Source organism: Bacteroides sp. 44_46 (genome assembly GCF_001915465.1).
Taxonomy (GTDB): Bacteria; Bacteroidota; Bacteroidia; order Bacteroidales; family Bacteroidaceae; genus Bacteroides; species Bacteroides clarus.
Map to the genome: position 1 here is coordinate 27758 of NZ_MNQO01000007.1, position 24301 is coordinate 52058.

Annotated in this window: 26 protein-coding genes and 1 tRNA gene; 13 read left to right on the forward strand and 14 right to left on the reverse strand. The window is 46.9% G+C overall.

The window, feature by feature from the left end:
- Positions 1-16: 16 nt before the first annotated feature.
- Positions 17-193: a BF3379 family histone-like protein gene (locus BHV73_RS03555; RefSeq protein ID WP_009121302.1), complete on the reverse strand. Its 177-nt coding sequence runs from the start codon at positions 191-193 to the stop codon at positions 17-19.
- Positions 194-342: 149 nt separating this feature from the next.
- On the opposite strand from BHV73_RS03555, the gene BHV73_RS03560 reads away from it, so the two are divergent.
- The 4 genes from BHV73_RS03560 to BHV73_RS03575 all read left to right on the forward strand — a co-directional run bounded on the left by BHV73_RS03560 (position 343) and on the right by BHV73_RS03575 (position 2459).
- Positions 343-984: an AlbA family DNA-binding domain-containing protein gene (locus tag BHV73_RS03560; RefSeq protein ID WP_087413583.1), complete on the forward strand. Its 642-nt coding sequence runs from the start codon at positions 343-345 to the stop codon at positions 982-984.
- An 80-nt stretch (positions 985-1064) separates the two neighbouring features.
- Positions 1065-1697 (forward strand): DUF8491 family protein, encoded by a 633-nt coding sequence (locus tag BHV73_RS03565; RefSeq protein WP_087413584.1) that lies wholly within the window; start codon positions 1065-1067, stop codon positions 1695-1697.
- Between the two features lie 38 nt (positions 1698-1735).
- On the forward strand, positions 1736-2311 hold the full coding sequence (locus tag BHV73_RS03570) for a uracil-DNA glycosylase family protein (protein WP_087413585.1): 576 nt from the start codon (positions 1736-1738) through the stop codon (positions 2309-2311).
- A gap of 75 nt (positions 2312-2386) precedes the next feature.
- Positions 2387-2459: transfer RNA gene (locus tag BHV73_RS03575), tRNA-Trp, on the forward strand.
- Positions 2460-2487: 28 nt separating this feature from the next.
- Here BHV73_RS03575 and BHV73_RS03580 read toward each other — a convergent pair.
- From BHV73_RS03580 to BHV73_RS03590, 3 genes are all read right to left on the reverse strand, one after another.
- Positions 2488-3033: a 7-carboxy-7-deazaguanine synthase QueE gene (locus BHV73_RS03580; RefSeq protein ID WP_087413319.1), complete on the reverse strand. Its 546-nt coding sequence runs from the start codon at positions 3031-3033 to the stop codon at positions 2488-2490.
- Between the two features lie 11 nt (positions 3034-3044).
- Entirely contained in the window at positions 3045-3377 is a 333-nt protein-coding gene (queD, locus tag BHV73_RS03585; RefSeq protein WP_009121296.1) for a 6-carboxytetrahydropterin synthase QueD, read from the reverse strand.
- Positions 3378-3486: 109 nt separating this feature from the next.
- On the reverse strand, positions 3487-4320 hold the full coding sequence (locus BHV73_RS03590; RefSeq protein ID WP_087413318.1) for a phosphodiester glycosidase family protein: 834 nt from the start codon (positions 4318-4320) through the stop codon (positions 3487-3489).
- A gap of 20 nt (positions 4321-4340) precedes the next feature.
- Between BHV73_RS03590 and BHV73_RS03595 the strand changes: the two genes are divergently transcribed.
- On the forward strand, positions 4341-4700 hold the full coding sequence (locus BHV73_RS03595; RefSeq protein WP_009121294.1) for a YbaN family protein: 360 nt from the start codon (positions 4341-4343) through the stop codon (positions 4698-4700).
- 27 nt (positions 4701-4727) lie between these two features.
- On the opposite strand, the gene BHV73_RS03600 is transcribed toward BHV73_RS03595, so the two are convergent.
- The gene (locus BHV73_RS03600; RefSeq protein WP_087413362.1) at positions 4728-5309 is read right to left on the reverse strand and encodes a 5'-methylthioadenosine/S-adenosylhomocysteine nucleosidase family protein; all 582 of its coding nucleotides are present in this window, start codon (positions 5307-5309) and stop codon (positions 4728-4730) included.
- 380 nt (positions 5310-5689) lie between these two features.
- On the opposite strand from BHV73_RS03600, the gene BHV73_RS03605 reads away from it, so the two are divergent.
- From BHV73_RS03605 to BHV73_RS03620, 4 genes are all read left to right on the forward strand, one after another.
- Positions 5690-5983, forward strand: a complete 294-nt coding sequence (locus tag BHV73_RS03605) for a coiled-coil domain-containing protein (protein WP_009121292.1) — start codon at positions 5690-5692, stop codon at positions 5981-5983.
- 12 nt (positions 5984-5995) lie between these two features.
- Positions 5996-6286 carry a cell division protein ZapA gene (locus BHV73_RS03610; RefSeq protein ID WP_022217731.1) on the forward strand — a complete coding sequence of 97 codons (291 nt, stop codon included), beginning with the start codon at positions 5996-5998 and terminating at the stop codon, positions 6284-6286.
- Positions 6287-6413: 127 nt separating this feature from the next.
- Positions 6414-7952 carry a ribonuclease Y gene (gene rny / locus BHV73_RS03615; RefSeq protein ID WP_022217732.1) on the forward strand — a complete coding sequence of 513 codons (1539 nt, stop codon included), beginning with the start codon at positions 6414-6416 and terminating at the stop codon, positions 7950-7952.
- A gap of 123 nt (positions 7953-8075) precedes the next feature.
- Complete coding sequence (locus BHV73_RS03620) at positions 8076-8831, forward strand: copper homeostasis protein CutC (RefSeq protein WP_118468953.1); 756 nt, start codon at positions 8076-8078, stop codon at positions 8829-8831.
- 13 nt (positions 8832-8844) lie between these two features.
- Here BHV73_RS03620 and BHV73_RS03625 read toward each other — a convergent pair whose 3' ends face one another.
- A complete protein-coding gene (locus tag BHV73_RS03625) occupies positions 8845-11526 on the reverse strand; it encodes a transglutaminase family protein (RefSeq protein ID WP_286736577.1) in 2682 nt (893 codons plus the stop codon).
- A 446-nt stretch (positions 11527-11972) separates the two neighbouring features.
- Here BHV73_RS03625 and BHV73_RS03630 point away from each other — a divergent pair, with 446 nt between their 5' ends.
- The gene (locus BHV73_RS03630) at positions 11973-12113 is read left to right on the forward strand and encodes a hypothetical protein (protein WP_009121286.1); all 141 of its coding nucleotides are present in this window, start codon (positions 11973-11975) and stop codon (positions 12111-12113) included.
- 94 nt (positions 12114-12207) lie between these two features.
- Here the strand turns inward: BHV73_RS03630 and BHV73_RS03635 are convergent, their stop codons facing one another.
- The 8 genes from BHV73_RS03635 to BHV73_RS03670 all read right to left on the reverse strand — a co-directional run bounded on the left by BHV73_RS03635 (position 12208) and on the right by BHV73_RS03670 (position 20686).
- Positions 12208-12582, reverse strand: coding sequence for a YccF domain-containing protein (locus BHV73_RS03635; protein WP_009121285.1), 375 nt, complete (start codon positions 12580-12582; stop codon positions 12208-12210).
- 49 nt (positions 12583-12631) lie between these two features.
- Positions 12632-13729, reverse strand: coding sequence for a DNA polymerase IV (gene dinB, locus BHV73_RS03640; RefSeq protein ID WP_087413360.1), 1098 nt, complete (start codon positions 13727-13729; stop codon positions 12632-12634).
- Positions 13730-13759: 30 nt separating this feature from the next.
- Positions 13760-15106, reverse strand: coding sequence for an MATE family efflux transporter (locus tag BHV73_RS03645; RefSeq protein WP_087413315.1), 1347 nt, complete (start codon positions 15104-15106; stop codon positions 13760-13762).
- Positions 15107-15234: 128 nt separating this feature from the next.
- On the reverse strand, positions 15235-15945 hold the full coding sequence (locus BHV73_RS03650) for a murein L,D-transpeptidase catalytic domain family protein (protein ID WP_195621717.1): 711 nt from the start codon (positions 15943-15945) through the stop codon (positions 15235-15237).
- Positions 15946-16031: 86 nt separating this feature from the next.
- Entirely contained in the window at positions 16032-17060 is a 1029-nt protein-coding gene (locus tag BHV73_RS03655; RefSeq protein ID WP_286736582.1) for a L,D-transpeptidase, read from the reverse strand.
- Between the two features lie 321 nt (positions 17061-17381).
- Positions 17382-18470: a 2-aminoethylphosphonate--pyruvate transaminase gene (locus BHV73_RS03660; RefSeq protein WP_009121279.1), complete on the reverse strand. Its 1089-nt coding sequence runs from the start codon at positions 18468-18470 to the stop codon at positions 17382-17384.
- Complete coding sequence (phnX, locus tag BHV73_RS03665; protein ID WP_009121278.1) at positions 18467-19264, reverse strand: phosphonoacetaldehyde hydrolase; 798 nt, start codon at positions 19262-19264, stop codon at positions 18467-18469. Before phnX ends, BHV73_RS03660 begins: the two co-directional genes overlap by 4 nt.
- A gap of 33 nt (positions 19265-19297) precedes the next feature.
- Positions 19298-20686: a DUF5690 family protein gene (locus tag BHV73_RS03670; protein WP_242493968.1), complete on the reverse strand. Its 1389-nt coding sequence runs from the start codon at positions 20684-20686 to the stop codon at positions 19298-19300.
- Positions 20687-20886: 200 nt separating this feature from the next.
- On the opposite strand from BHV73_RS03670, the gene BHV73_RS03675 reads away from it, so the two are divergent.
- The 3 genes from BHV73_RS03675 (at position 20887) to BHV73_RS03685 (ending at position 24251) form a co-directional block, all read left to right on the forward strand.
- Positions 20887-21768: a hypothetical protein gene (locus tag BHV73_RS03675; RefSeq protein WP_022217740.1), complete on the forward strand. Its 882-nt coding sequence runs from the start codon at positions 20887-20889 to the stop codon at positions 21766-21768.
- Between the two features lie 78 nt (positions 21769-21846).
- The gene (locus BHV73_RS03680; RefSeq protein WP_286736587.1) at positions 21847-23802 is read left to right on the forward strand and encodes a heavy metal translocating P-type ATPase; all 1956 of its coding nucleotides are present in this window, start codon (positions 21847-21849) and stop codon (positions 23800-23802) included.
- A gap of 14 nt (positions 23803-23816) precedes the next feature.
- Complete coding sequence (locus BHV73_RS03685; protein WP_022217742.1) at positions 23817-24251, forward strand: Fur family transcriptional regulator; 435 nt, start codon at positions 23817-23819, stop codon at positions 24249-24251.
- The last annotated feature ends 50 nt before the right edge of the window (positions 24252-24301 follow it).

Below are 24301 nucleotides of genomic sequence, written 5' to 3' on the forward strand. Positions count from 1 at the left end.
TAAATCTGCTTTTTTCTTACTTCTTAGAAGCTTCCAAAGATGCTTTGCGGAATTCTTTCATTGTCTTTTCGATTTCCAAAGAAGCCTTACGTGCACGAGTACCGGCTGCCTTGTTACCGTTTTCCAACTGAGCTTTTGCATCTTTTTCGAATGCTGCATACAATTCTGCAACTTTTTCAACTAATTCTTTCATAATCCTTTTTTAATTACTTCGTTAATAATGTCCGACAAAAATACATTCTTTCTTGAAATAAATGCAGAAAAACGATATTTTTTTTGAAATAATACGCAAAATCGGCATAAAAAAGGGCTCATACGTGTTTTTTATCTACTTTTGCAGGCATGAAAACGCTTACTGATGCCCAATATATACATGCTCTCATAGCCGAAGGAGAGCACCAGCAGCAAGATTTCAAGTTCGAAATATCCGATGCGCGAAAAATTGCCAAGACGCTTTCGGCCTTTTCAAATACGGACGGCGGACGTCTCCTCATCGGCGTAAAAGACAATGGAAAAATAGCCGGAGTACGCTCCGATGAGGAACAATATATGATAGAAGCGGCAGCCCGATTATACTGTCGCCCGGAAGTGAGTTACAGCACGCAGACTTATCAGGTGGAAGGCCGCAGCGTGCTACTCGTGCAAATTGATGAAAGCGACCGGAAACCGGTATATGCCAAAGACGAAACCGGCAGGTATCTCGCCTACCTGCGCATTAAAGACGAAAACATTCTTGCCACCCCGGTACACCTGCGTATCTGGCAACAAAGCGAAAGTCCCAAAGGAGAACTGATGAAATACACCGAACGGGAACAACTGCTTCTTGATTTGCTGGAACAAAACGACCGATTGTCACTGAACCGTTATTGCCGTCTGGCACATCTGTCACGCCGTTCCGCGGAACATTTGCTGGCTAAACTCATTCGCTATGACATTGTGGAACCCATATTCGAAGGACATAAGTTTCACTTCAAGCTGAAATGAAGTAGAAAAAGAGTTGGAGTGCTGGTAAAAAGCAAGTTATTTACTACCTTTGCACCCGTAAATTTAGAAAAACTATCATCATGGGTATATTTGCCAAACTATTCAACAAGAATTCGGAAGAGGTTTCTTCCAAAAATGTGGAAGACTTTGTCTCACTGACACGTGTCTACTTCCAATCTGTGATAGCCGCAAACCTGGGTATCACCAACATCCGTTTTGTACCGGATGTAGCCAACTTCAAACGTTTATTCAGAATCCCTACACAGGGCGGTCGTCTGGGACAAGCGGAAAAAGCGGCTTCCCGCAAGATGCTGATGCAGGACTACGGAATAAGCGAGAACTTCTTTAAAGAGATCGACGCTTCCGTAAAAAAACACTGCCGTACGCAGAATGACGTACAAGGTTATCTTTTCATGTATCAGGGCTTCTCTAACGATCTGATGATGTTGATGGGTAACCTGATGCAATGGAAATTCCGTATGCCGTCTATTTTTAAAGGCGCATTACGCAACATGACCGAAAAAACGGTACATGAGGTTTGTACCAAGGCCGTTTGGAAAAAGGATGACGTACACAAAACAGCCATGACAGTCCGTCAGTACAAAGAACGTTTGGGATACTCGGAACAATGGATGACCGAGTATGTGTACAATATCGTTATGCTGGCAAAGAAAGAGCCGAAAAAGAAAGCCGACGAACAAGAGAAAGCATAAGCCGAAGTCTCGGCCAATAAGCGCAAACGCTTTTTTCTATGGAAATAGAACAGCACCCCTTAGAACCTTTTCTCCCCGGCAATGCACGTTTACTGATGCTGGGGAGTTTCCCGCCGCAAAAGAAGCGGTGGTCAATGGAGTTTTATTATCCGAATTGGAATAACGACATGTGGCGCATTGCAGGTCTCTTATTCTTTAATGATAAAGATCATTTCGTAGATAAATCCCGAAAGGCCTTCTGTAAAGAGTGTATTATCAGTTTCCTGAACGAAAAGGGAATAGCCCTGTTCGATACGGCCACCGCCGTACGGCGATTACAGGATAATGCATCCGATAAGTTCCTTGAGGTAGTCCAACCTACCGATATAGCCGCATTGCTGCAACAACTGCCGCAATGCGAAGCGATTGTCACCACGGGGCAAAAGGCGACGGACACACTTTGCGCGCTGTTTTCATTGAAAGAGCCCAAGGTCGGGGATTTTACAGAGTTCATTTTCGAGGATCGCCCCATACGTCTCTATCGCATGCCTTCTTCATCAAGAGCTTATCCGCTGGCTTTAGAAAAAAAAGCGGCAGCCTATCGCGTTATGTATCAGGACTTACAAATGCTATAAGCGATTTTCCCTTTAAAATAAAGGGACAAAGGGTTTGCAGATTTGAAAGTTTCCATTACCTTTGCAGCCGCAAACACGGGAGTAGCTCAGTTGGTAGAGCACCGGTCTCCAAAACCGGGTGTCGGGAGTTCGAGCCTCTCCTCCCGTGCAACCGCCTTATCAGGCAAAGCCACCGCTCAAGAAATATTAATCAACTTATGCGTCTGTAAACTCAGTCTCCATTTCGGATGCTGCATCACGCACGCCACAGTTTCTACCGTATTACTACAAGAACAAGGTTGCAGAAAAAAATGCTTGGCAGGTAGTTGTTCATACACGGTAATGTCCTGACTTTCATACACCACTTTCACCTCATCCATGCGGGAAATGCTCAGTTTTGCCCCTCGTTTGGGCGAGCAAGTCACCCAATCTATATTATCCGGTAGCTCGTGTGTCCCGTTAGTCTCGATACACACATACTTTCCCATCCGGTGCAGACGGTCTACAAATTCCCGATCAATCCAAAGCGAAGGTTCTCCACCCGTCAGTATCACCATCATCGCAGGATATTTCCCCACCTCCGCCATGACTTCTTCATCTGTCATCAAAACACCCTCTTCATGCTGCGTATCACAAAACGGGCACTTCAGGTTACAACCGGAAAGACGGATAAAAACAGCAGGAGTACCCGTATGAAATCCCTCTCCCTGCAGACTGTAAAATATTTCGTTAATCTTTCTCATAAGCGGTCGTGTCAATCTTCTTCATATACGGCTATATTCGACTCGGATTCCTGCACCTCTACTTTAAAACAAGTAGGTATTTGGTCACATATCCAACGCGCAATATTCTCGGCTGTAGGATTAAAAGGAAGAACTTCATTGATATTCCGGTGGTCCAACTGCTCTTTCACCACCTGTTTGATATGGCTGAAATCAACTACCATGCCATCGGCATTTAACTCTTTGGAACGGCAATAAACTGTGATTATCCAATTGTGACCATGCAGATTTTCACATTTACTCTGATAGGAAAGCTTCAGGCTGTGGGCAGCCGAAACTTCCATTCGTTTAATGACTGTATACATACTGTTAATACGCTAATTAAAATATCATTTATAGTACTGTGCATCTAATGTCACCTCAATGCGACAGCAAAAGTACAAAAAACTTGGAATTTACACATCAGATTACCACTTATTCATACACACAGATAGAATTGGCAACCCGGCGTTCCACTCCACCCGAAGGCGTATTAATGATACCCGTATTGGAATATTCCCCGCTCCATAAAGTAGAAGAACCGCCACCGTCAAGATTCAACGCGTCTTTTCCACCCAATACGCGGATCATGTGTGTCAGTTCGGGTATATTGACACCCTCCGCCTTTCCTTTCATACGTCCGTCCACAACAACAAACAAAATCTTTTTATCTTTCGTAAGCACTATGGCGCTACGCGGATGTTTGGTATTCACAAAACTTTGGTTACAGGCGGAAATATCACACTCTTTTCCATTCATCAGCATCAAAGGACCGGAAACAAGCACCGTCCCATGCTTCAAGCGACAAGCCTTTTCTTCTTGTTTGCTCCAGGGCAACAATTTCATCCGTCCTTTCTTTATGAATACAGCTCCATTGGAAACCGTACCCAATGCGCCGTTGGCAGTTGTATCCACCACCACTCCGTTTTTCCGCAGATAACAAACCGAATTACCTGCTTTCATATTAAAATAAGAACCATTAACGGCAGCTATTGCTCCCGAACGGTGTGCAGCCACACTGGTTTCCTCTTTAGGCTGATGAATCAGTACATCCAGATTGTAATACTTCGGAGTTATTTCGAGTATGGAAACTTCCTGTGGAACACCATATAAAGAATTGAAAAAAGCCTTTCGGCAAAGTACGCCTTTCTTTAAAGACGTCACCTGCCAATGCGCAGCAACCAAAGCCAAAGAATCCGCAACCGTCTGGGCCGTAGCGGTCCATGCGCAACAAACAATAAACAATAGCAAAACGACTTTATTCTTCATATTTTTTCTATTTTTGCGGCATGAAAGCCCTTTATATCCTATTCGGTACACTTTCTTTAATACTCGGCATCATCGGAGTTTTTCTCCCATTGCTGCCTACAACTCCATTTCTGTTACTTACAGCAGCTCTTTACGTCCGCAGTTCTCCCCGCCTCTACCATTGGTTGTTGCACCAAAAATATTTGGGAAACTATATCCGTAATTTCCGTGAGAATAAGGCTATTCCGTTAAGAGCTAAAATCATTTCCATATCACTTATATGGATAACAATTCTCAACTGCATCTTTTTCATAGCCCCCTATTGGTGGCTGAAAATATTATTGTTACTGATTGCAATAGGAACAAGTTACCATATCCTCTCTTTCAAAACACTGAAATAAAGTAAAGCCTTGCTTCTCAATTACGAATTACCCTGCTCCTCCAAGCGCCTCAAAGAATTCTCCCAATCCCTTACGGGCATCCGCAAGTTTATCCTCCCAATGCTTCACCGAATTCTGCCCGATGATATCGGTTACATACTTCACCGCGATGAACGGTGTATTTTTGGTACGGCACACCCATGCCTGGGCATAAGCTTCCATATCCACAACATCTCCTTTTACATCCGACAGTTCCGTCAGAAAAGTATCCCCCGTATTACATATTCCTTCGCCCTGCCAATGCAGGCAATAGCCTTTCCGAGCCAACAGTTCCGCCGAGTTTATCTCACATTCCATATCAAAATCAGTCAACTTCTGCATATCGCGGTCTACGAAATGACGGCATACGAAAATATCCCCCACCTGATGACGGACAGTACCTGCCGTACCCATATTGACAACTAAATCGGGCTGTGCGCGATTGATAGCTTCCGTAAGATAAAAAGCCGATTTCACCTTTCCTATTCCGGTGCGAAGATAGCCCACCTGCACTTCTTCTTCCCCTGTCAAACCGGGAAACTTCAATTCCGTAAATTCACCCTGAACGGCGTAAGTAACTAAAATTCTCATATTCTTTGATTCCTGTTTTATAATATACAAATTCAACACCTCCACATACTCCTTCTTACCCGGTTTATCCAACTGCACAGATATGGTACACAAAGGTATACAATTAGTTCAGTATATAAATTAAATTATCCCACAAATTATTTTATGAAGATTTCAATACACACACAGAAAACCAATCTAAAGTTATTAAGGCAGTAATCTCCGATATTGCTACGGATTAATATCGGCCATACTATCACTTAAATAGTCCAAAGTTCCCTTTATCCCACATGACATAACCTCTTTTTCCCCTTATTTCAGTACATACGGAACATTTTTCTTTGAAAAGCTTTTGTAATCTCCAAGTTAATTGTATTTTTGTGTACAATTTTGGTGTAGTAATGACAGACGAAGAAAAGAAGCTATTAAGTACTTTTGAAGCCAGACTGCGGCATTTAATCTATCTGCATGATGAATTAAAACGCGAAAATGCTGAACTTAAGCAACTTCTCGAAGCTAAAGAGGAAGAATGCGAGAAAGTACGTGCCGATTACAAAGAGCTGGAAACGAACTACACAAACCTAAAAACAGCTACGACAATCAGCCTTAACGGCAGTGACGTAAAAGAGACGAAACTGCGATTGTCCAAATTAGTGCGTGAAGTCGATAAATGCATCGCTTTATTGAATGAATAAAAAAGAGGATGTATGAACGATAAGATAAAGATAAACCTGCAAATGGCAGGAGCCACCTATCCTCTCACGATCAACCGTGAGGACGAGGAAATAGTAAGGGAAGCTGCCAAACAGGTCAATATCCGGATCAATGCGTATCGGGAACACTATCAGAACATCTCTTCAGAGAGGATTATAGCTATGGTGGCTTATCAATTTGCTTTGGAGACCCTTCAGTTGAAAGACCGTAATGATACTGAGCCCTATACAGCCAAGATAAAAGAACTGACAGAAGTATTGGAATCCTATTTCAAGGAAAGATAAGGAAACAATTTTCTGTTCCGTTTTTACGAGAGAGACAATATCGCGCACTGTACAAAAGCCCCGTCCGGTAACGGACAGGCTTTTATGCAGTGCTTTTTATTTATATACTTAAAAACAAATTAATAAAATGACAGTAGTTACAATAGTAGTATCCATTGCCTGTTTCATCGTCGGCGGATTTGCTTCGTATATGTTCTTCAAGCATGGATTGAAGTCCAAATACGACAGCATCCTTAAAGAAGCCGAGACTGAAGCGGAAGTGATTAAAAAGAATAAGTTGCTGGAAGTAAAGGAAAAATTCCTGAACAAGAAAGCGGATTTGGAGAAAGAAGTATCACTCCGTAACCAAAAGATACAGCAGGCAGAGAATAAGTTGAAACAACGCGAACTGGTACTGAACCAGCGTCAGGAAGAAATTCAGCGTAAGAAGATGGAAGCCGAGGCGGTGAAAGAGAATCTGGAAGCCCAATTGGTAATCGTTGACAAAAAGAAAGAGGAACTGGAACATATGCAACGCCAGGAAATCGAAAAGCTGGAAGCAATTTCAGGCCTTTCCGCCGAAGAAGCCAAAGAGCGTATGGTAGAATCCTTGAAGGAAGAAGCCAAGACGCAGGCGCAATCCTATATCAATGATATCATGGACGATGCCAAACTGACAGCAAGCAAAGAAGCCAAACGTATCGTTATACAGTCCATCCAACGTGTAGCGACAGAGACCGCTATCGAAAACTCCGTTACCGTATTCCACATCGAATCGGATGAAATCAAAGGACGCATCATCGGTCGTGAAGGACGTAACATCCGTGCGTTGGAAGCTGCCACCGGTGTGGAAATCGTTGTGGACGATACTCCGGAAGCCATCGTATTATCAGCCTTCGACCCGGTTCGCCGCGAAATTGCCCGTCTGGCATTGCACCAGTTGGTAACAGACGGACGTATCCATCCTGCACGTATCGAGGAAGTAGTAGCTAAAGTACGCAAGCAGGTGGAAGAGGAAATTATAGAAACCGGTAAACGTACTACCATAGACTTAGGTATTCATGGTCTGCATCCCGAGCTTATCCGTATCATCGGTAAGATGAAATACCGTTCGTCTTACGGTCAGAACCTGTTGCAACATGCCCGTGAAACAGCCAATTTATGTGCTGTAATGGCATCTGAGCTCGGTTTGAACCCCAAAAAGGCAAAACGTGCCGGATTGCTGCATGATATCGGTAAAGTGCCCGATGAAGAGCCGGAATTGCCGCACGCACTCTACGGTATGAAACTGGCAGAGAAATTCAAGGAAAAGCCGGATATTTGCAACGCTATCGGCGCTCACCACGATGAAGTGGAAATGACCAGTCTGCTGGCTCCTATCGTACAGGTATGCGACGCCATCTCAGGAGCGCGTCCGGGAGCCCGCCGCGAAATTGTAGAGGCCTATATCAAGCGTCTCAACGACCTTGAGCAACTGGCGATGTCTTATCCGGGCGTAACAAAGACCTACGCTATCCAAGCAGGCCGTGAATTGCGCGTCATCGTCGGTGCAGACAAGATTGACGATAAGGCGACAGAAAACCTTTCCGGTGAAATAGCCAAGAAGATACAGGATGAGATGACTTATCCGGGACAGGTGAAAATTACCGTTATCCGTGAGACACGTGCGGTAAGCTACGCTAAGTAAACAAAAGAATTAAAACCATGAGAGGAGCGTTGGCAACAGGCCATTCGCTCCTTTTTTATTTTATCCGCTTCCGGAGTTCACGGAGTTTTCTTATTTTTGTGACTATAAAAAGAGATAAAAGCCATGAAGGAATATTTATTTGAGGTTTGCGCAAACTCGGTAGAGAGCTGCATTGCCGCCCAAGCGGGTGGAACCGATCGGGTAGAGCTGTGCGCCGGAATACCCGAAGGGGGAACTACCCCTTCGTACGGTGATATTGTCATTGCAAGAGAAGTCCTGCAAAAAACCAAACTACATGTTATTATCCGTCCGCGCGGCGGTGATTTTCTATACTCTCCTATCGAACAACGCATCATGCTAAAGGACATAGACAATGCCCGCCGCTTAGGAGCAGACGGTGTTGTTTTAGGCTGTCTGACGGATGACGGAGAAATCGATATTCCGCTAATGAAGCAATTCATGGAAGCCGCTCAAGATATATCGGTCACTTTTCACCGGGCTTTCGATGTTTGCCGCAATCCGCAAAAAGCGCTGGAAGACATTATCAGTCTCGGATGCGACCGTATCCTGACCTCGGGACAGCAAGCCACAGCCGAACTGGGCATTCCCCTGTTGAAAGAACTGCAACAGCAGGCGGCAGGACGTATCACCTTGCTTGCCGGTTGTGGAGTAAATGAAACAAATATCGCACGTATAGCCCAAGAGACAGGTATCAATGAGTTTCATTTCTCGGCCAGAGAAACAGTAGCAAGCCGTATGCAATACCGCAAAGAACGGGTGCCGATGGGCGCAACCGTACAAATCAATGAATTTGAACGCAACGTGACAACTAAAGAACGGGTGAAAAAAACAATTGGAAAATTGAGAGCCGGGAGTTAAATCCCTCACCTACTTACAACTTACCAATCGTTTTCGTCAACTGCTCGCCCAATCCTATTGTATAACCTTGCGAGATAAAGACTACCCTGTTAAATGTATCCGCAATGATAAATACAGGTAAGGTTTCTTTATGTCTTAACTTCATCGTCTCCGCAATCTGAGATTGAATACCGTCCGTATCTATACCATAGATAACGGTAGAAGGTAAATCGGGAAAAGATTCTTGAACGAATTTCCCGGACTGCGCCTCATTCGGGAAAAGCAATACCATCTTCCGTCCCCACTTTTCCAAATCTGTTTTGCAAGCGGCTATATCACGCAACGCATGGTTGGTAGGTTCCTGGTTAACTCCCAAGATTCCGACAACAAAGTACCCCCGTCCGCAGGCTTCCAACAGGCTTTGCTTGGAACCGGCCGCTTGCAGCGGAGTAAAGAGAGACTCCGAATTGAAATTACCTATCACCTGCACTTCATCCTTACTTTCACGTACCGCCAACTCGAGATGAGTCGTCTGCCCGGGTTTGATACTGAATTCCGTGATACGGGAAAGCACACCGCCTTTTGCCAAACGGGTTCCGGTCACTAAGAGGTAATCTCCGCTATCCAACGATGTCCCTTTCCTCAACAGGCTGCTCCAAGTAGTGCCGCCGCCCATATCAAGGTCACCTTCATCGTAAGCCAACAACCGCAACTTCCCCTGCGGAGTTACTTTAGAAAGGGTGAAATGAGAATAATATTTAGGATCGTCCAAAGACTTGATAGGCGGATATTCAGCGACAAGCTTACCCTTCAGAGGAATAGTTTCCTCCATAGATACAAGGTCTTGCGGATTGCAGTCCAAATCGACATCTGTTGCGCCTTCCGCCCTTATCAGCTGTACCTTGCCCGTCACCTCGTCTATACGTGCAGGTATACCCATGCTACGCGCCATGGATACAAAGAAAATATCCCGGCTATGCGCATCCGCCAACCGCGCTCTCCACACGCCTTCGGGAGAAACAGGATCGCCGCCTAAATTACAATTCTTATCCACACGAATGTTTTCCGCCACCCACTCCACCAATTTCATCGGCTGTGCCGCATAGGCTTCCATATCTGCTTTTGAAACGACTTTCTTGAAGAAACCTTTGTAGGGAGTCAGCATTTCGTTACTTACACGCGGGTTACGTACATAGTTACGGAAAGTCTCCGCATCGGTACGCACGCTGGAGAGCATATGGTCTATCAGTACTTCCAGACCGACATCCCGAAGGTCTTTAGCCGAAATCCGTTGCAAGAGGTCGATGCCGCCTTTCTTTGACTTGTCAGAGCGCAAACGGGTCATAAAGTCACAAATTACCTTATGATTGCCGCGGGAAGCAACCAATATCTTCGCGACGGCTTCCTCATCCAGTTTATACTTACGGGCAAAGGCGCACGCCGAATCCTCGGTCATAAATGTCGCCGTATAGGCATTACGGATAGAATCTTCCTGCGCCAGCCGCCAATCATTCCCAGCGCGTTGCTCCGGTGTCACTTCGGGCAGATTGGCTGTTTCCGGTGGCGGTACGATATCTATATCCACGGCAAAAGCATCGCCCTTCTTTTTATCAAGTTTCACCGTCAATTCCGATTGCCTGCCGAAAGAGAGTTTGGCAAAACCGAAGCATCCGTCCTTCGATGCCCACACCAACACATCTCCCTTTCCTGCGGTCAATCCGCAAGTGCCGCCGGCAGAGGTATATTTGGTAGCCACCGTATAGAATTCCGCATAATTGTAAAGTTTGAATTCCACACAGGCGCTATCCACGGGCGTACCGTCCGCATTCACTACGGTTACGGAAGCTTTTGCAGCAGGTGCATAATTGTCAATCACATTGATTTCGGTGTAAGTGGGAGTAACGGACATTATCTCTTCCTCCCCCTCATAGCGTCCAAAAACTTTTGTATGCATCAGCATCCCCCGACTGGCAGGCGCATTGAACCACCCGAGATTAAGAACCGGTTCGGGCTCGCAAGCTCCCAAGAAATACCATTTACCGTCTGCCCATGCCTCCACCCACGCATGATTATCATCGGTATGAGCCCAACGGGGCGTATATACCTGACGTGCCGGAATACCTACCGAACGGAGTGCGGCAACCAAAAATGTTGATTCCTCCCCGCAACGGCCGTAAGCCGTACGTACCGTTGCCAGAGGCGAACTCGTACGCGCATCGGAAGGCATATAAATGGCTTTCTCATGGCACCAGTGGTTCACTTCCAAAATGGCATCCCGCAAAGAAAGAGATTTCACCCGGTCTTTCAGCTCCTTATAGAATACGACGCGGGCGCTGTCCAAATGCTCATTATTCACCCTCACCGGAAGAACAAAATGCCTGAATACATCTTCAGGGATAATCTTTCCCCAAGGCATTTCATCGGCAGCCCGCCGAGAAGCACGTACATTCATCAAGTGAAACTCTCCGGGGTAATCCGCAATATCCGCCAAGGGCATATAAGCATAAAGAAACTCCAAAGCCTCACGCTCGTAAGCAGTGAGAGAAGCATCGAATATGGTAAACAAGTCTCCTTGCGGCATCAAAGTCTTTTTCTTTTGAAAATCTTGCTCCACACGCGAGCGATAAGCGGCATCCGTCATGAAATGAGAATCACCGCAAGCAACCAGCAAACACAGCAAGCCGATTATGCCGGAAAGAAAAGTGGTACGTTTCATAAGGTACATATCATTAAGGTTGAGCTGCAAAAGTAACATAAATCACGTGCAAAAGAAAATTTATTTATCCCGAATATATTATCGAGGCGGCATCTTCTCTAAACCACCCTTCGTATTGCCGGAGAAACCGAACGCTCCGGGGAGATATCGTTTCCCTCCGAAGAAATCCCCTTATCCTCCGAAGATATGCTCCCGTAAAGGGAGGGATTCATCCCTGTCGCCTCTTTCCGATCACGTAGCAACCGCACGTTCCGCCATATATTTGTAATACCTGGATAGCAAAACGATGTGTTTTTTTAAGAAAATGAAAGGGTAGACGCAAATTTCTATGTTATAAAACATACTTCTCACGAACATTTTGTATCTTTGCAGCGTTAATAAGAGAGAAAACAATAAAAGATGTTTAATCGCTTTCCGAAACGCGGAAGGCAAAAAAGAAGACGATTATGAAAAAGAATGCAAATGAAATTTTTATGTTACAGTACCGTATCAAACGCTATCAAGCAATGGGTAACGGAGCTATGTGCCAAACCTTAAACGGCAAACTACAAAAACTGCTGGCAAAGCAAGCCACCATGACCATGTAAATCACACCTTTAAATAAAATGAACGAGGGCGGGAAATTTTTCAGTTTCCCGCCCTCTTCTTTTATCGGTCTTCTGCCTATGCAAGACAGCATGCTTACGCCTCCACAATATCTTTTCCAAAAGGAGCCAATGCCAAAGCGGCAAGTTTGAAATGCTGCATACCGAAAGGAATGCCTATGACAGTGATACACAGCAATATGCCAAACCCCAAATGTGAAAGGCAAATCCATATTCCACCCAGAAAAATCCACAGCACATTCATCAGTATATACAGACACCCGCCGGAGCGTACTCCGCTACGCACGTCCTTGCCGAAAGGCCACAAAGCAAGGCCTGCCATTTTCATTGTCTGCATGCCGAAAGGAATACCGACGATTGTAATCATCATTAACAGACTGGCTATCATATACTCCACCGCGGTAAAAATACCGCCGAATACCAGCCACAAAATATTCATCAGACATCCCATTGTATTACGTTTTTATGTTCGACATTGCAAAGATAATATTCTTTCTTCCTTATTCATTGGATTCCCAGTCACTAAATTCAAAACTCAGCTGCTCCCAGACACCTTTTTCATCACTTTCTTCACGAGGATTGGAAACGGAAAGCCCTATCAGGCGGATGGGATGATGTTCGTAATCGACTTCTTTCAAAAGTTGCTTTGCCAATGGCAGAATCACATCAAGGGCAGTCAACTCTTTGGACTGCGTGATGCTGCGGGTGATTTGGCTGAAGTCATGAAACTTGATTTTCAGCGTCAATGTATTCCCCCGGAAGTTCTTATGTTCCAAACGGCCTGCCAGTTCCACCGCGGTATGATACAATTCGATAATCACCGACGCCTGCCGGTTGATATCTTTTTCCAAAGTATGTTCGCACCCGATGGACTTGCGAACGCGTACCGCCTCTACCGGACGAAGGTCTATCCCACGGGCAAAATCATAATAGATACTTCCTACTTTCCCGAACTCGCGCAGCAGCATTGCTTGCGAACAGGCGCGCAGCTGTTCTCCATTGTGTATCCCCAAAGCATGCATTTTCCTTGCCGTCACCGGTCCTACTCCCCAGAAACTTTCTATCGGCAAACGTGCTATAAACCCCAAAGCCTGGTCGGGATGAATGGTGCACAAGCCATCCGGCTTACGGTAATCGGATGCTATTTTGGCAAGGAATTTATTATAGGAAACTCCCGCAGACGCCACCAAGCTCAGCCTTTCACGTACTTTCCGTTTTATTTCTTTGGCTATATCCACAGCCAGGGGCATACCCGGCTTGTTTTCCGTCACATCCAGAAAAGCCTCATCCAAAGAGATAGGCTCTATGATATCCGTATACTCATGGAAAATCTCATGTATCCGGCGGGATACCGATTTATACATATCCATGCGCCCCGGAATGAAAATAAGCTGCGGACACAACCGCTTCGCTTTCTGTGACGACATGGCCGAACGCACCCCGAACCGGCGGGCTTCATAGCTGGCGGCAGCCACCACGCCCCGTTCCTCGGCATGCCCCACTGCCACAGGCTTGCCACGCAGTTCCGGATTATCGCGCTGTTCCACAGATGCGTAAAAAGCGTCCATATCGATATGTATAATCTTCCGTTCGGCCATCATCGTACCAACTACCGGTACAAAGATACACTATTTTTTGTTCATCCGAAGTATACGTCGGTAGACATAAATAAAAGCGGGAATGAGGAACAAATCCGCGAAAATCCAAGCGGTCGGGTCACCGAAGCAAACGGCGATGTAGCCGAATGCCGGAACCGCCAGCAAGCTGACCAGAATACGGGCTATCATTTCGGAAACGCCCGAAAGCATAGCCAGATTGGTGTAGCCCGCTCCTTGAATCGTGTAGCGCAGGATACAAAGCAACCCCAGTATCGGGAAGAAAGAGACAGATATATGCAGGAAAAGTTCCGCATCTCTCAGTATTTCCACTTCCGAAGCCTCTACAAACAGCAGAGCGAACGTTCCGGCTCCGAGCATCAGCACCACGAAAGTGAACGCCCAGTAGACAATCATCATCAGAGCGCTTGCCTTGACACCCTGCCATATACGTTCGGGCTTGCCCGCACCGTAGTTCTGTCCGCTATAAGTGGCCATCGCCATACCCAGGCTCTCGAAGGGACACATAAAGAACATCTTGATACGCATGGCAGCCGTAAAAGCCGCTACACACGCCGTACCCAACGCGTTGTTGGCGCTCTGCAGCATGATACTGCCGATAGCGGTGATGGAAAACTGCAACCCCATAGGCACTCCGATATACATCAGCGTACGCGCCAGCGCGCCGTCGAATTTACGTTCGGCAGGAGTAGTTCTCAGAATTTCAAAACGCTTCATCATATAGATATAACACAGCGCCGCCGAAACTCCCTGGGAAAAGACCGTAGCGATCGCCGCTCCCGCCACGCCCCAGTCCAAAACAAGGATACAAAACAAGTCGAGCAGAATATTCAGGACGGTGGAAAAAAGCAGAAACCAAAACGGCGTCTTGCTATCCCCCAAAGCACGTATAATGCTGGACAACAAATTATAGAAGAAAGTACAGGGAACACCTATAAAAGTAACAAGCAGATAATAATAAGCTCCGGTAAAGATATTCTCCGGTGTACGCATCATGCGCAGAATATCCGCGCAATAAACGCTTGTGACCACGGCAAGCACCACCGACATTACCACGGCCAATTGCAGACTGACCGCCACATAACGGCGCATCGTAACATAATCCCTCGCCCCGAACTTCTGCGCCACCGGAATGCCGAATCCGCCGCAACATCCGTTGCAAAAACCGAGTATCAGGAATATGACCGATGTACTCGCCCCGACAGAAGCCAGCGCATTTATCCCCAAAAACTTACCGACAATCGCAGCATCCACCAAAGAATAGGTCTGTTGCAGCAAATTACCCAGCAATAAAGGCAAAGTGAAATTGAATATCAGCGGAAGAGCCCGTCCTTCCGTCATTTCTCTTGATGTCGCCATACAATCTAATCCCCCGAAAGTCGGTGCAAAATTAGTAAAAGAAATGCTGGCGGAAATTGATGCATATCAAAAGATGCGGAAAATCCCGAGAGTGATTCGACATGTTTATTCAGACAGAAAACAGCCACTTACAAGCCGGTCGTTTTCTTCAGTACGGAGCTATGAGCCAGATAGTCGGGAGTCCCGGCGTAGATATACATCACGCTCCCTCCTTTAATGGCGTCGATGATAGGACGGCTGAGTTTTTGCGGGACAGCCGGACAGCCGAAACTCCGTCCCAAACGTCCTCCTCTGATTGCCACCGAAGGATCGGCATAGGCAGCCCCGTGCATCACAATGGCGCGCTCACGGGCACGGTCGTTGATACCCTTTTCCAACCCGTTCAGGATAAGGGAATATCCGTTCCTGCCCTGATAGGTCGTCTCCGTCAGGTAGAAGCCCAAGGAGCTTTTGTAAGAACCGTATTCGTTGGAAAATGAGGTGGCATACTTGTCACCGCTGTTTTTGCCATGCGCAACGACCGAGGAAAAAAGCAGCTTCCGCCGCCCCATATCGAATACAAACAGACGTTGCTCGGTAGAGGGACGGGAGAAATCAATCAGAGTGAGCACATCCCGTTTACGGCCTGCTATTTTATGATACCCCGTTACCGCCTGACGGAAAGCGTTCCAACTCACCACTCCTTCCAGTTGCATGGAACGGTACAGCTCTGCGCATGCCGCCGATTCCACCGCCGGCGCAACATCAGGCTTATCCGGCACACCGGTGGCAGGCTTGCTTCCCAAAAACAGGAAACAAGGAAAAAACAGGAATAAAAAAGACAAGCAAACTCGCAACATAAATATCCGACCTGAGAAAATATCGGCGGCAAAGTTAGCACTTTCCGTCCATACACCTATCACACAGATAGTTAAAAAGAAAGGCATTATTCGATAACAACCACTAAAGATCGTTCCGCCGGCGCCCAGTCGAACACAAACTTTGCATGCGAAGTAGCATTGCGCACGCACATATGCGAACGCGACGTAGTGCCCAACGACCAGCTATACTCAATCATCGCCGTACGCGGCACATTCACCGGCACTCCATGAATATAGGCACCGTTGGTAAAGCGGCTGGCATAGGGTGCATACCCGCCCGTTGCCGTAGAGCCGTCTTTCAGAAAAACCATACGCGACTTTTTTTGCTGAAGCAAATACATCCCCAGCGGCGTTTCCTGCGCATAGGGCGGCACATGCCGTCCCGTGGTGGCAGGATTCATGCTGCGGATTTTCCATTCGCCTTTATCCATGCGCTCCAGCGTGGCGATATTCTGGTCAAGCCGGTCTACGAAAATGACATGATGAAAGACGGTACTGTCCGCCAGCTCTCTCAGATAACGATGAGGTACCAGCCATTCATCTTCCAGCGTAATAGGAAGAATACGGTCGAAACCACCTTCCGTACCCAGCAGATAAGCCAATGTCCCATCCCTGCCATAGCGTTCGGGGACCAACGTATCTCCCGGCAGATACAAGGGAACGGACTGATAACGCTCCACTCCGAGTGTGTCCGCCACGCGGCGATAGGCATTACGCACAAACTTGCGGACTAAAGGGGCTTCCCGATTCAGATTCTTATAATTCTGCAATACCGCCCACTTCACGCCGTCCCGTTGCATGTTCTCTATATAAGCCAGACAATTACGGATTACATCCCATTTGAACGAACGCACGGTATCCTTGTACGGATAGGTATCTTCCAACGTATACGTATCGTAAAGCAAGTCTTTGGTCAGCGTGATATCGGCTGCCGTCAGCAACTTCTCCCTGAAAGGCGTTTCCACCACAGGCACAACGGTATCGGCAGGTTCCGATACCCGCGCGACAGGAGATGAAGCGTGGTCTTGACGCCCGTTACATCCTGCAAGCACCATGTATGCAGCCACAGCGGCAAAGAGGAAGAATCGTTTCATAAAGATGAATTTAAGTTCGTAATCGGGTTCAGAATCTTCATGAATACCTGACTCTACGAACAAAGATATAATTTTTTCTTACGTCTACAACGATTTTCCCCCGATAATTGTTGTGCCCCGCAGCGCATTTCAGGCAGGGGGATACCTAAGTATATGACCGAGGTACCCTGAAGGTACGGCTGAGATACCCCTAAGGGTACGACTGAGGTACCCTGAAGGTACAGCCGAGATACCCTGTGAATACGACCGAGATACCCCGAGGATATGCCCCGGAGTATCTCGGTATGCGACTGGGAAACCGCAGTTTGCCCGAAACGCTCATTAATACTTACATTCTTTGATTACCTCAATCAGCTTGCCGAAGTCCTCCGGATACACATCGCCGATATTACCGATACGGAACGTGTCCGCCTGGGAAATCTTGCCCGGATAAATCACAAAGCCCCTTTCCTTGAGCTGCGCATAAAACGATGTGAAATCGAAGTCCGCATTCGGATAGAGGAAAGAGGTAATAACCGGAGACTGTATTTCATCAGGAAGCAAAGTCTTGAAGCCGAGTGAGCGCATTCCTTTTACCAGTACGTCATGATTCGCACAATATCTTTCGTGGCGTGCCTCTACCCCGCCCTCTTCCAGCAATTCATCCATGGCCTGTTTAAAAGCTCTCACCACATGGGTAGGCGATGTAAAGCGCCACTTTCCATGCCCTTTTTCCATTGTTTCCCACTGATCGTAAATATCGAGCGACAGAGATTTGGAAACGCCTTTACAGTGCGCCAACTCCGACTTGCGGGCAATAATAAAGCCGAAGCCCGGTACTCCCTGAATACACTTATTGGAGCTGCTGATAAGGAAATCGATACCCAGCTCCTGCACATCCAAAGGTACGCCGCCAAAGCTGCTCATGGCATCTACAATCAGTTTCTTGCCGTGCATCTTTACAATATGGGCAATCTCCTTCAACGGATTCAGCACCCCGGTAGTGGTTTCACAATGCACTACCGACACATGCGTAATCTCCGCATTATGCGCCAAATAATCATCCACATAGTCGACAGATACCTGCTCCGTCTCATCAAAGGCCAGCATATCGTAGTCGATGCCGTGATATTCGGCTATATTTCCCATACGGTCACCGTAGGCTCCGTTACTTAAAATAAGAAGCTTGTCACCCGGCTTAACAGTACTTCCGATAACGGCTTCCACACAATAGGTTCCGCTGCCTTGCAAAAGAATGGAAGTATATTCATCAGTCCGCTTTGTGGCAAGCGCAACGAGGGATTTGCGGATTTCTTCCACGATATGCACGTTATAATCCGCATCCCATGTACACCAATCGGTGAGCATGGCTTCTTTTACGGTTTCGGAAGTAGTGAGAGGCCCGGGGGTCAATAAAATGTAAGGTTTCATATTCTTGGTATTTTAAAGTTATTAATATCATCTATCACGGCGGGAAGTTCTTCAACGGAGTCTATTACATAATGGGCTCCGGCAGCCAGCATACGGCGGCGGACATCCTGCTTGCGGATTGTCAATTCGGCGGCGGGCAAAGCATTCACTTCTTCCAGGGTCAGCCCCAGTTCGTTGCTGCCAAGTATGACGCCTACCGTCCAGACTTTGGCATTCACTCCCTCTTTGATGTCGGCAATCGTATCGCCTACTTTCACTACACAGTCTGCCGAAGGCACGGCAAGCTCCGTCATGTTCTTATAAATCATATAAGGAGCGGGACGGCCGGCAGGCAGTCCGTCGGGAGTGACACAATTGTCAACCACATATCCGCGGGCCGCGGCGGCAGGCAATACGACATCCATCATTGCACGGTTATAACCGGTAGTAGAGCCTATCTTAATCCCTTGCGCACGCAATCCCGATATTGTTTCGACCACACCGGGAACGGGTGTCGTATAGTCTTCCAGGGATGCAAACAACACACGCTGAAAATCCGCATAGCGCGCCAATATATCTTCCTCGGTATACGGGCGGCCGTATTTCTTTTCAAACTCGTTTCTTACGCGGTCGATATGGAACAAAGCGCGTATTTCCTCTACTTTGGTCAGCCCCATGTGGGCACGTGTCTCAGCAGCCGTTACCGGAGTGCCTATCACATTAAAACTCTCAATGAAAGCGGCGACCGGAGCGAAACAGCCGTAATCGACTGCCGTGCCTGCCCAATCCATGATAATACATTCAATTTTCTTCATAATTTATATCTTACTGTTATTTTTCCTGTCTGCTTATTTTGCCATATCCGGAAGAAGTTCCAATGAAACACGCTTACCGGATAAGCCACCCGCCGGATGAGGTGTATCGAATTCCTCGCCGGAAGTTTCCGCATATTTCTCACGGCGATAACGCTGTACCAGATAAATTGCCGAACCGACAAACGCAACGCTGCACGCTATACCTACATAACCGGACATCAGATTGTAAAAGTCCAGCCAGTTGACGGCAGGATTAAAGAATTCCTTGAATACCAGTACCACCACCGTACCCGTATAACCAATGAAATCCAGTGTAATAATGAAAAAGCCCACATTCCCTTTTATCTTGAAGCAAGCGATGAAGCGCTCGAAAAAGAGTGTCTGGAAACTAAGGTAGACTGTGTAGAGCGACAAGCTTTGGAGAAACAGCCACATCATAGGCGGCAACCGCAAAGCCGAATAATTGAAAGCCATGAAACTTAACGCGGCCGTGCCGCAAGTAACCAGTCCCAACAGCAGGCACAGTACCTTTATGTTGCTCCTTACCATTGACATCAGCCCGAACATGCACAGAATGATTAATGTAACCGTCGCGTCTACCCGGGCAAACGCCCACGAAGAAAGTCCCGCAGCATTGATATCGAGTATCTTCACCAGAAAATCCTCTTTGATGTCCTGCAATACCGTAATGAACAGGTTGGCGAAGAACAGCATTATCAGTACAGGCATAAAGCTCTTGAACAGATTCAGGCGGGCTTTGCTGTCCAACGTAACCCTTTCCGTGCGCAGTTCCTTGTCAGCCTGCGTAGGCTGGGGCATCCGCGTCATCAGCCACCCCAAAAAGGATAAAAGCGGAAAAGCGAACGCTCCGATAAAAGCAGGCATCCAGAATTCACTGATATGCAAGTTATCCATCACAAAAAGTCCGGTCGACTTTGCGGTGCCCGAGCTGATAGCGATGCTCAGTCCCATAAGGCTGGCCAGCAAATCCGTTACCCGCCTCCCTTCCAGAAAACTGAAAATCACTCCCCACATGCATCCCAAAGAAAGCCCGTTGAAGAACAGGGCGAATACATTGAAAGGCTGCGGAAGCGCTCCGAAAAGAACAAGGGACAGTTCGGCGACCGCGACCGAAAGGATAATAAACTTCAGCCGATTTTCTTTCTTCAGCTCAGAAATCACTTTGATGCCTATCAGTTTGGAAATAAAATAACCGGATATCTGTATAATACTGGTCGCAGTCTTATAGTCCATTCCGAAAAAGTCGAGTCCGTCGAAAGTTGCGGCGGTAAACGGCTTGCGCAATGCATATACCAAAGAATAAGAAAGCAGTGCCGCCCCGCCCGCCCAAAGAATAAACAGGGCATCAGACAATTTCTTGTTGGAAACAACGGCTTCTTTTTTACCGGTTATCGTATTCATAATATCTATCTTGTTTTTGATTCCGGCAGCAAATGTAAGGCAGCTTTTCAACAGCAAAAATGAATTTCCATTATTAATAATATTCATGAAACCAGCATTTTATAATGTAACATTAATGCAATATTAATGTAATGAAAGCATAACACCACGTGATTTTCTTTGCAGACATTTTAAGTAAACAGCCAGTAACCCGCAACGATATGAACGAACTGCCGGAAATATACAAACGCATTGAGTACCTGCGCAACAAAGGTGTAAAGATGAAAGAGATAGCCGACCACACCAATATGGCGGCAAGCGTATTGTCCTCGCTCTACTCAAGCGTATTGCCCACCTATATCGGGTGCATTAAAAAAGGTAATAATGAAGAAGAAGCACTGGACTACGCGCTGTCGCAAGTGAACAATGTATCGAAAAAACGCCTTCTCGGTAATCTGAAAGAATTAAAAGAGCGACTGTACGAACTGGAACCCGCCGCTGCCACCGGACAGAAAGAGAATCCCTTTCTGGACATGATATCGGAAGAAATGCTCCGCTCGGTGCAAGACGCGTACAATTATAGCGGCATATACATCAGTTACAGCCTTTCTTCCTCAACCAACGCCCTGAAAGTGGAGCCTTACCTTATCACGACATCCGAAAACAACGATTATGTCAAGGTCATACACATGAGCGCCTACAACACTACCCACTTCGGCACAGGTATCTTCAGCAATCATCAGAATTCCTACATTATGTTCAACGAACGGGAATCTCCGCAAATGGCCTTATTCACAATCTATCTGCAACTGCCCATGTACGATTTCCCGCACATGCTCAAAGGCCTCTACCTCTGTCTGGATTATAACCGCAACCCGATAGCCCGAAGAATCATCTTCATCAAATACTCGGACAGCACCAACATGGATGACTTTCTGGAGCTGAAGGGCGCTATCATCCCTAAAGAAGAACTGACGGAAGAGCAAATACCTTATTATAATTATACCTGCCAACCGGGCGATTATATCAAAACCTGCTCTGTCCCCTCTCCCCTTCTCAATGAAAAGGATTTGGAAAGAGAAAAGAAAATGCTTGAAATCTGAATATTATCCAGAGTAACGTAACTTTGCAACTTGGTTGCATTTCCCATTGCCTATCTTTGCATCAAAAATAAAGATAATATGGGACATCATAGTTGTACATGTTGCTGTGCGCATGACAATGCACAGCCGAAGAATACACCGGGAAATACCGGTTTCTTAAAGGAGTATCGGAGAATCCTGCTTTCAGCCCTTCTGCTCTTTGGCGGAATAGCCATGAAAGCGATGAATATAAGCTTCTTCTCGGACGATACCGTCGTACTTGTCTGGTATCTGCTGGCATATCTGCCCGTAGGGTTACCCGTACTGAAAGAGGCATGGGAAAGTATTCTGCGGAAAGATGTTTTCAGTGAATTTACACTGATGTCTATCGCTACGTTAGGGGCTTTCTATATTAAGGAATACCCGGAAGGCGTGGCAGTAATGCTGTTCTATTCATTGGGGGAATTATTTCAGGACAAAGCGGTAAGCAGAGCCAAGCGGAATATCAGCGCATTGCTTGATGTACGCCCGGAAAAGGCAACGGTTATCAGGGATAATGAGGCCGTTACCGAATCTCCCCGCAATGTACAGGTGGGTGACATTATCGAAGTGAAACCCGGGGAACGTGTTCCGCTGGACGGAACAATGCTGGGCGAATCGGCCGCATTCAACACCTCCGCCCTTACGGGCGAAAGCGTGCCCCGCACGATACGAAAAGGCGAAGAAGTACTTGCCGGAATGATTGCCACAGATAAGGTTATCAGGGTGGAAGTGACGAAGCCCTTTGAGAAGAGCGCTTTGTCGCGCATACTGGAGCTGGTGCAGAACGCGTCCGAACGCAAAGCGCCCGCCGAGCTGTTCATACGCAGGTTCGCCCGCATCTATACGCCGATTGTAACCGGGCTGGCGGTGTTGATAGTGCTGCTGCCTTTCCTCTATTCATTGGCAAACACGCAGTTCATATTCACCTTTGACGACTGGCTGTACCGGGCACTTGTATTTCTGGTCATTTCATGTCCTTGCGCTCTGGTAGTCAGCATTCCTTTGGGATACTTCGGCGGTATCGGCGCCGCATCCCGCTTGGGTGTATTGTTCAAAGGCGGTAATTACCTGGATGCCATTACCAAAGTCAATACGGTAGTCTTCGACAAGACGGGCACGCTGACCAAAGGAACGTTTGAAGTACAGTCCTGCCGTACACAACACGGCGTATCCGAAGAAAAGCTGATACAAATCATCGCTTCCGCGGAACGCAACAGCACACACCCCATAGCCAAGGCTATTACCGGCTACGCGGAGCAAAGGCGGATATCCTTTGTTCCCACTGCGGAAGTCACGGAAATTGCAGGTCACGGTCTTGAAACAAAGATAGACGGACAGCGCATACTGGTAGGTAACGCCCGCCTATTATCCAAATATAACGTGGAATATCCGCAGGAATTATCCAAGATTGCCGATACGGTGGTAGTCTGCGCCGTCGATTCTGCCTATGCGGGTTACCTGCTGTTATCCGATACGCTGAAAGAAGACGCCCGCAAAGCCATAGAGGATTTGAAAACTTTAAATATCAATAATATTCAGATATTATCGGGAGATAAACAAGCGATTGTCACTAACTTTGCAGAAAAGCTGGGAGTAACACAGGCTTATGGCGACTTACTGCCCGACGGCAAAGTGGAGCACATAGAGGAACTTCGGCAGAATGCCGGTAATCGGATAGCTTTTGTAGGCGACGGCATCAATGACGCTCCCGTCCTCGCCCTCAGCCATGTGGGAATCGCAATGGGCGGATTGGGCAGCGATGCCGCCATTGAAACGGCCGATGTCGTAATCCAGACCGACCAGCCCTCCAAAGTAGCTACTGCGATTCGTGCCGGTAAGCAGACGCGCCGGATTGTCTGGCAGAACATTTCGCTGGCTTTCGGGGTTAAACTGTTAGTACTGATTTTAGGTGCCGGCGGATTGGCTACACTGTGGGAAGCCGTTTTTGCAGATGTCGGCGTGGCTCTTATCGCTATAGTAAACGCTATCCGCATACAGAAACTGATAAAATAGAAAGGCAGAATCTTATGAAAGAAAAGGATTATTTAGACCTGTTGGAAAAGAGAGAGATACAACCTACCGCCATACGCATATTAGTGTTGCAGGCCATGCTAAAGGCAGGCCGCTCCGTCTCTTTGCTCGATTTGGAAAATATGCTGGATACGGTTGATAAATCTTCTATCTTCCGCACCATCACTCTTTTCCTTTCTCATCACCTGATACACAGCATTGACGACGGGTCGGGGTCGTTTAAATATGCGGTATGCAGCGCCGGCTGTTCTTGCGAAGTCAATGATTTGCACACTCATTTTCATTGCGAAGAATGCAACAAAACATTCTGCTTCCAGAATATCCCTACGCCGGTAGTACAGGTGCCGGAAGGATTTACGCTGAGCAGTATCAACTATGTATTGAAAGGGCTTTGCCCGGAATGCGCGGCAAAGGCAACTCCCAAAGAATAAAGAACTCCCCCAATTAGTTTTATGAGACTAATTGGGGGAGTCGTTATTCC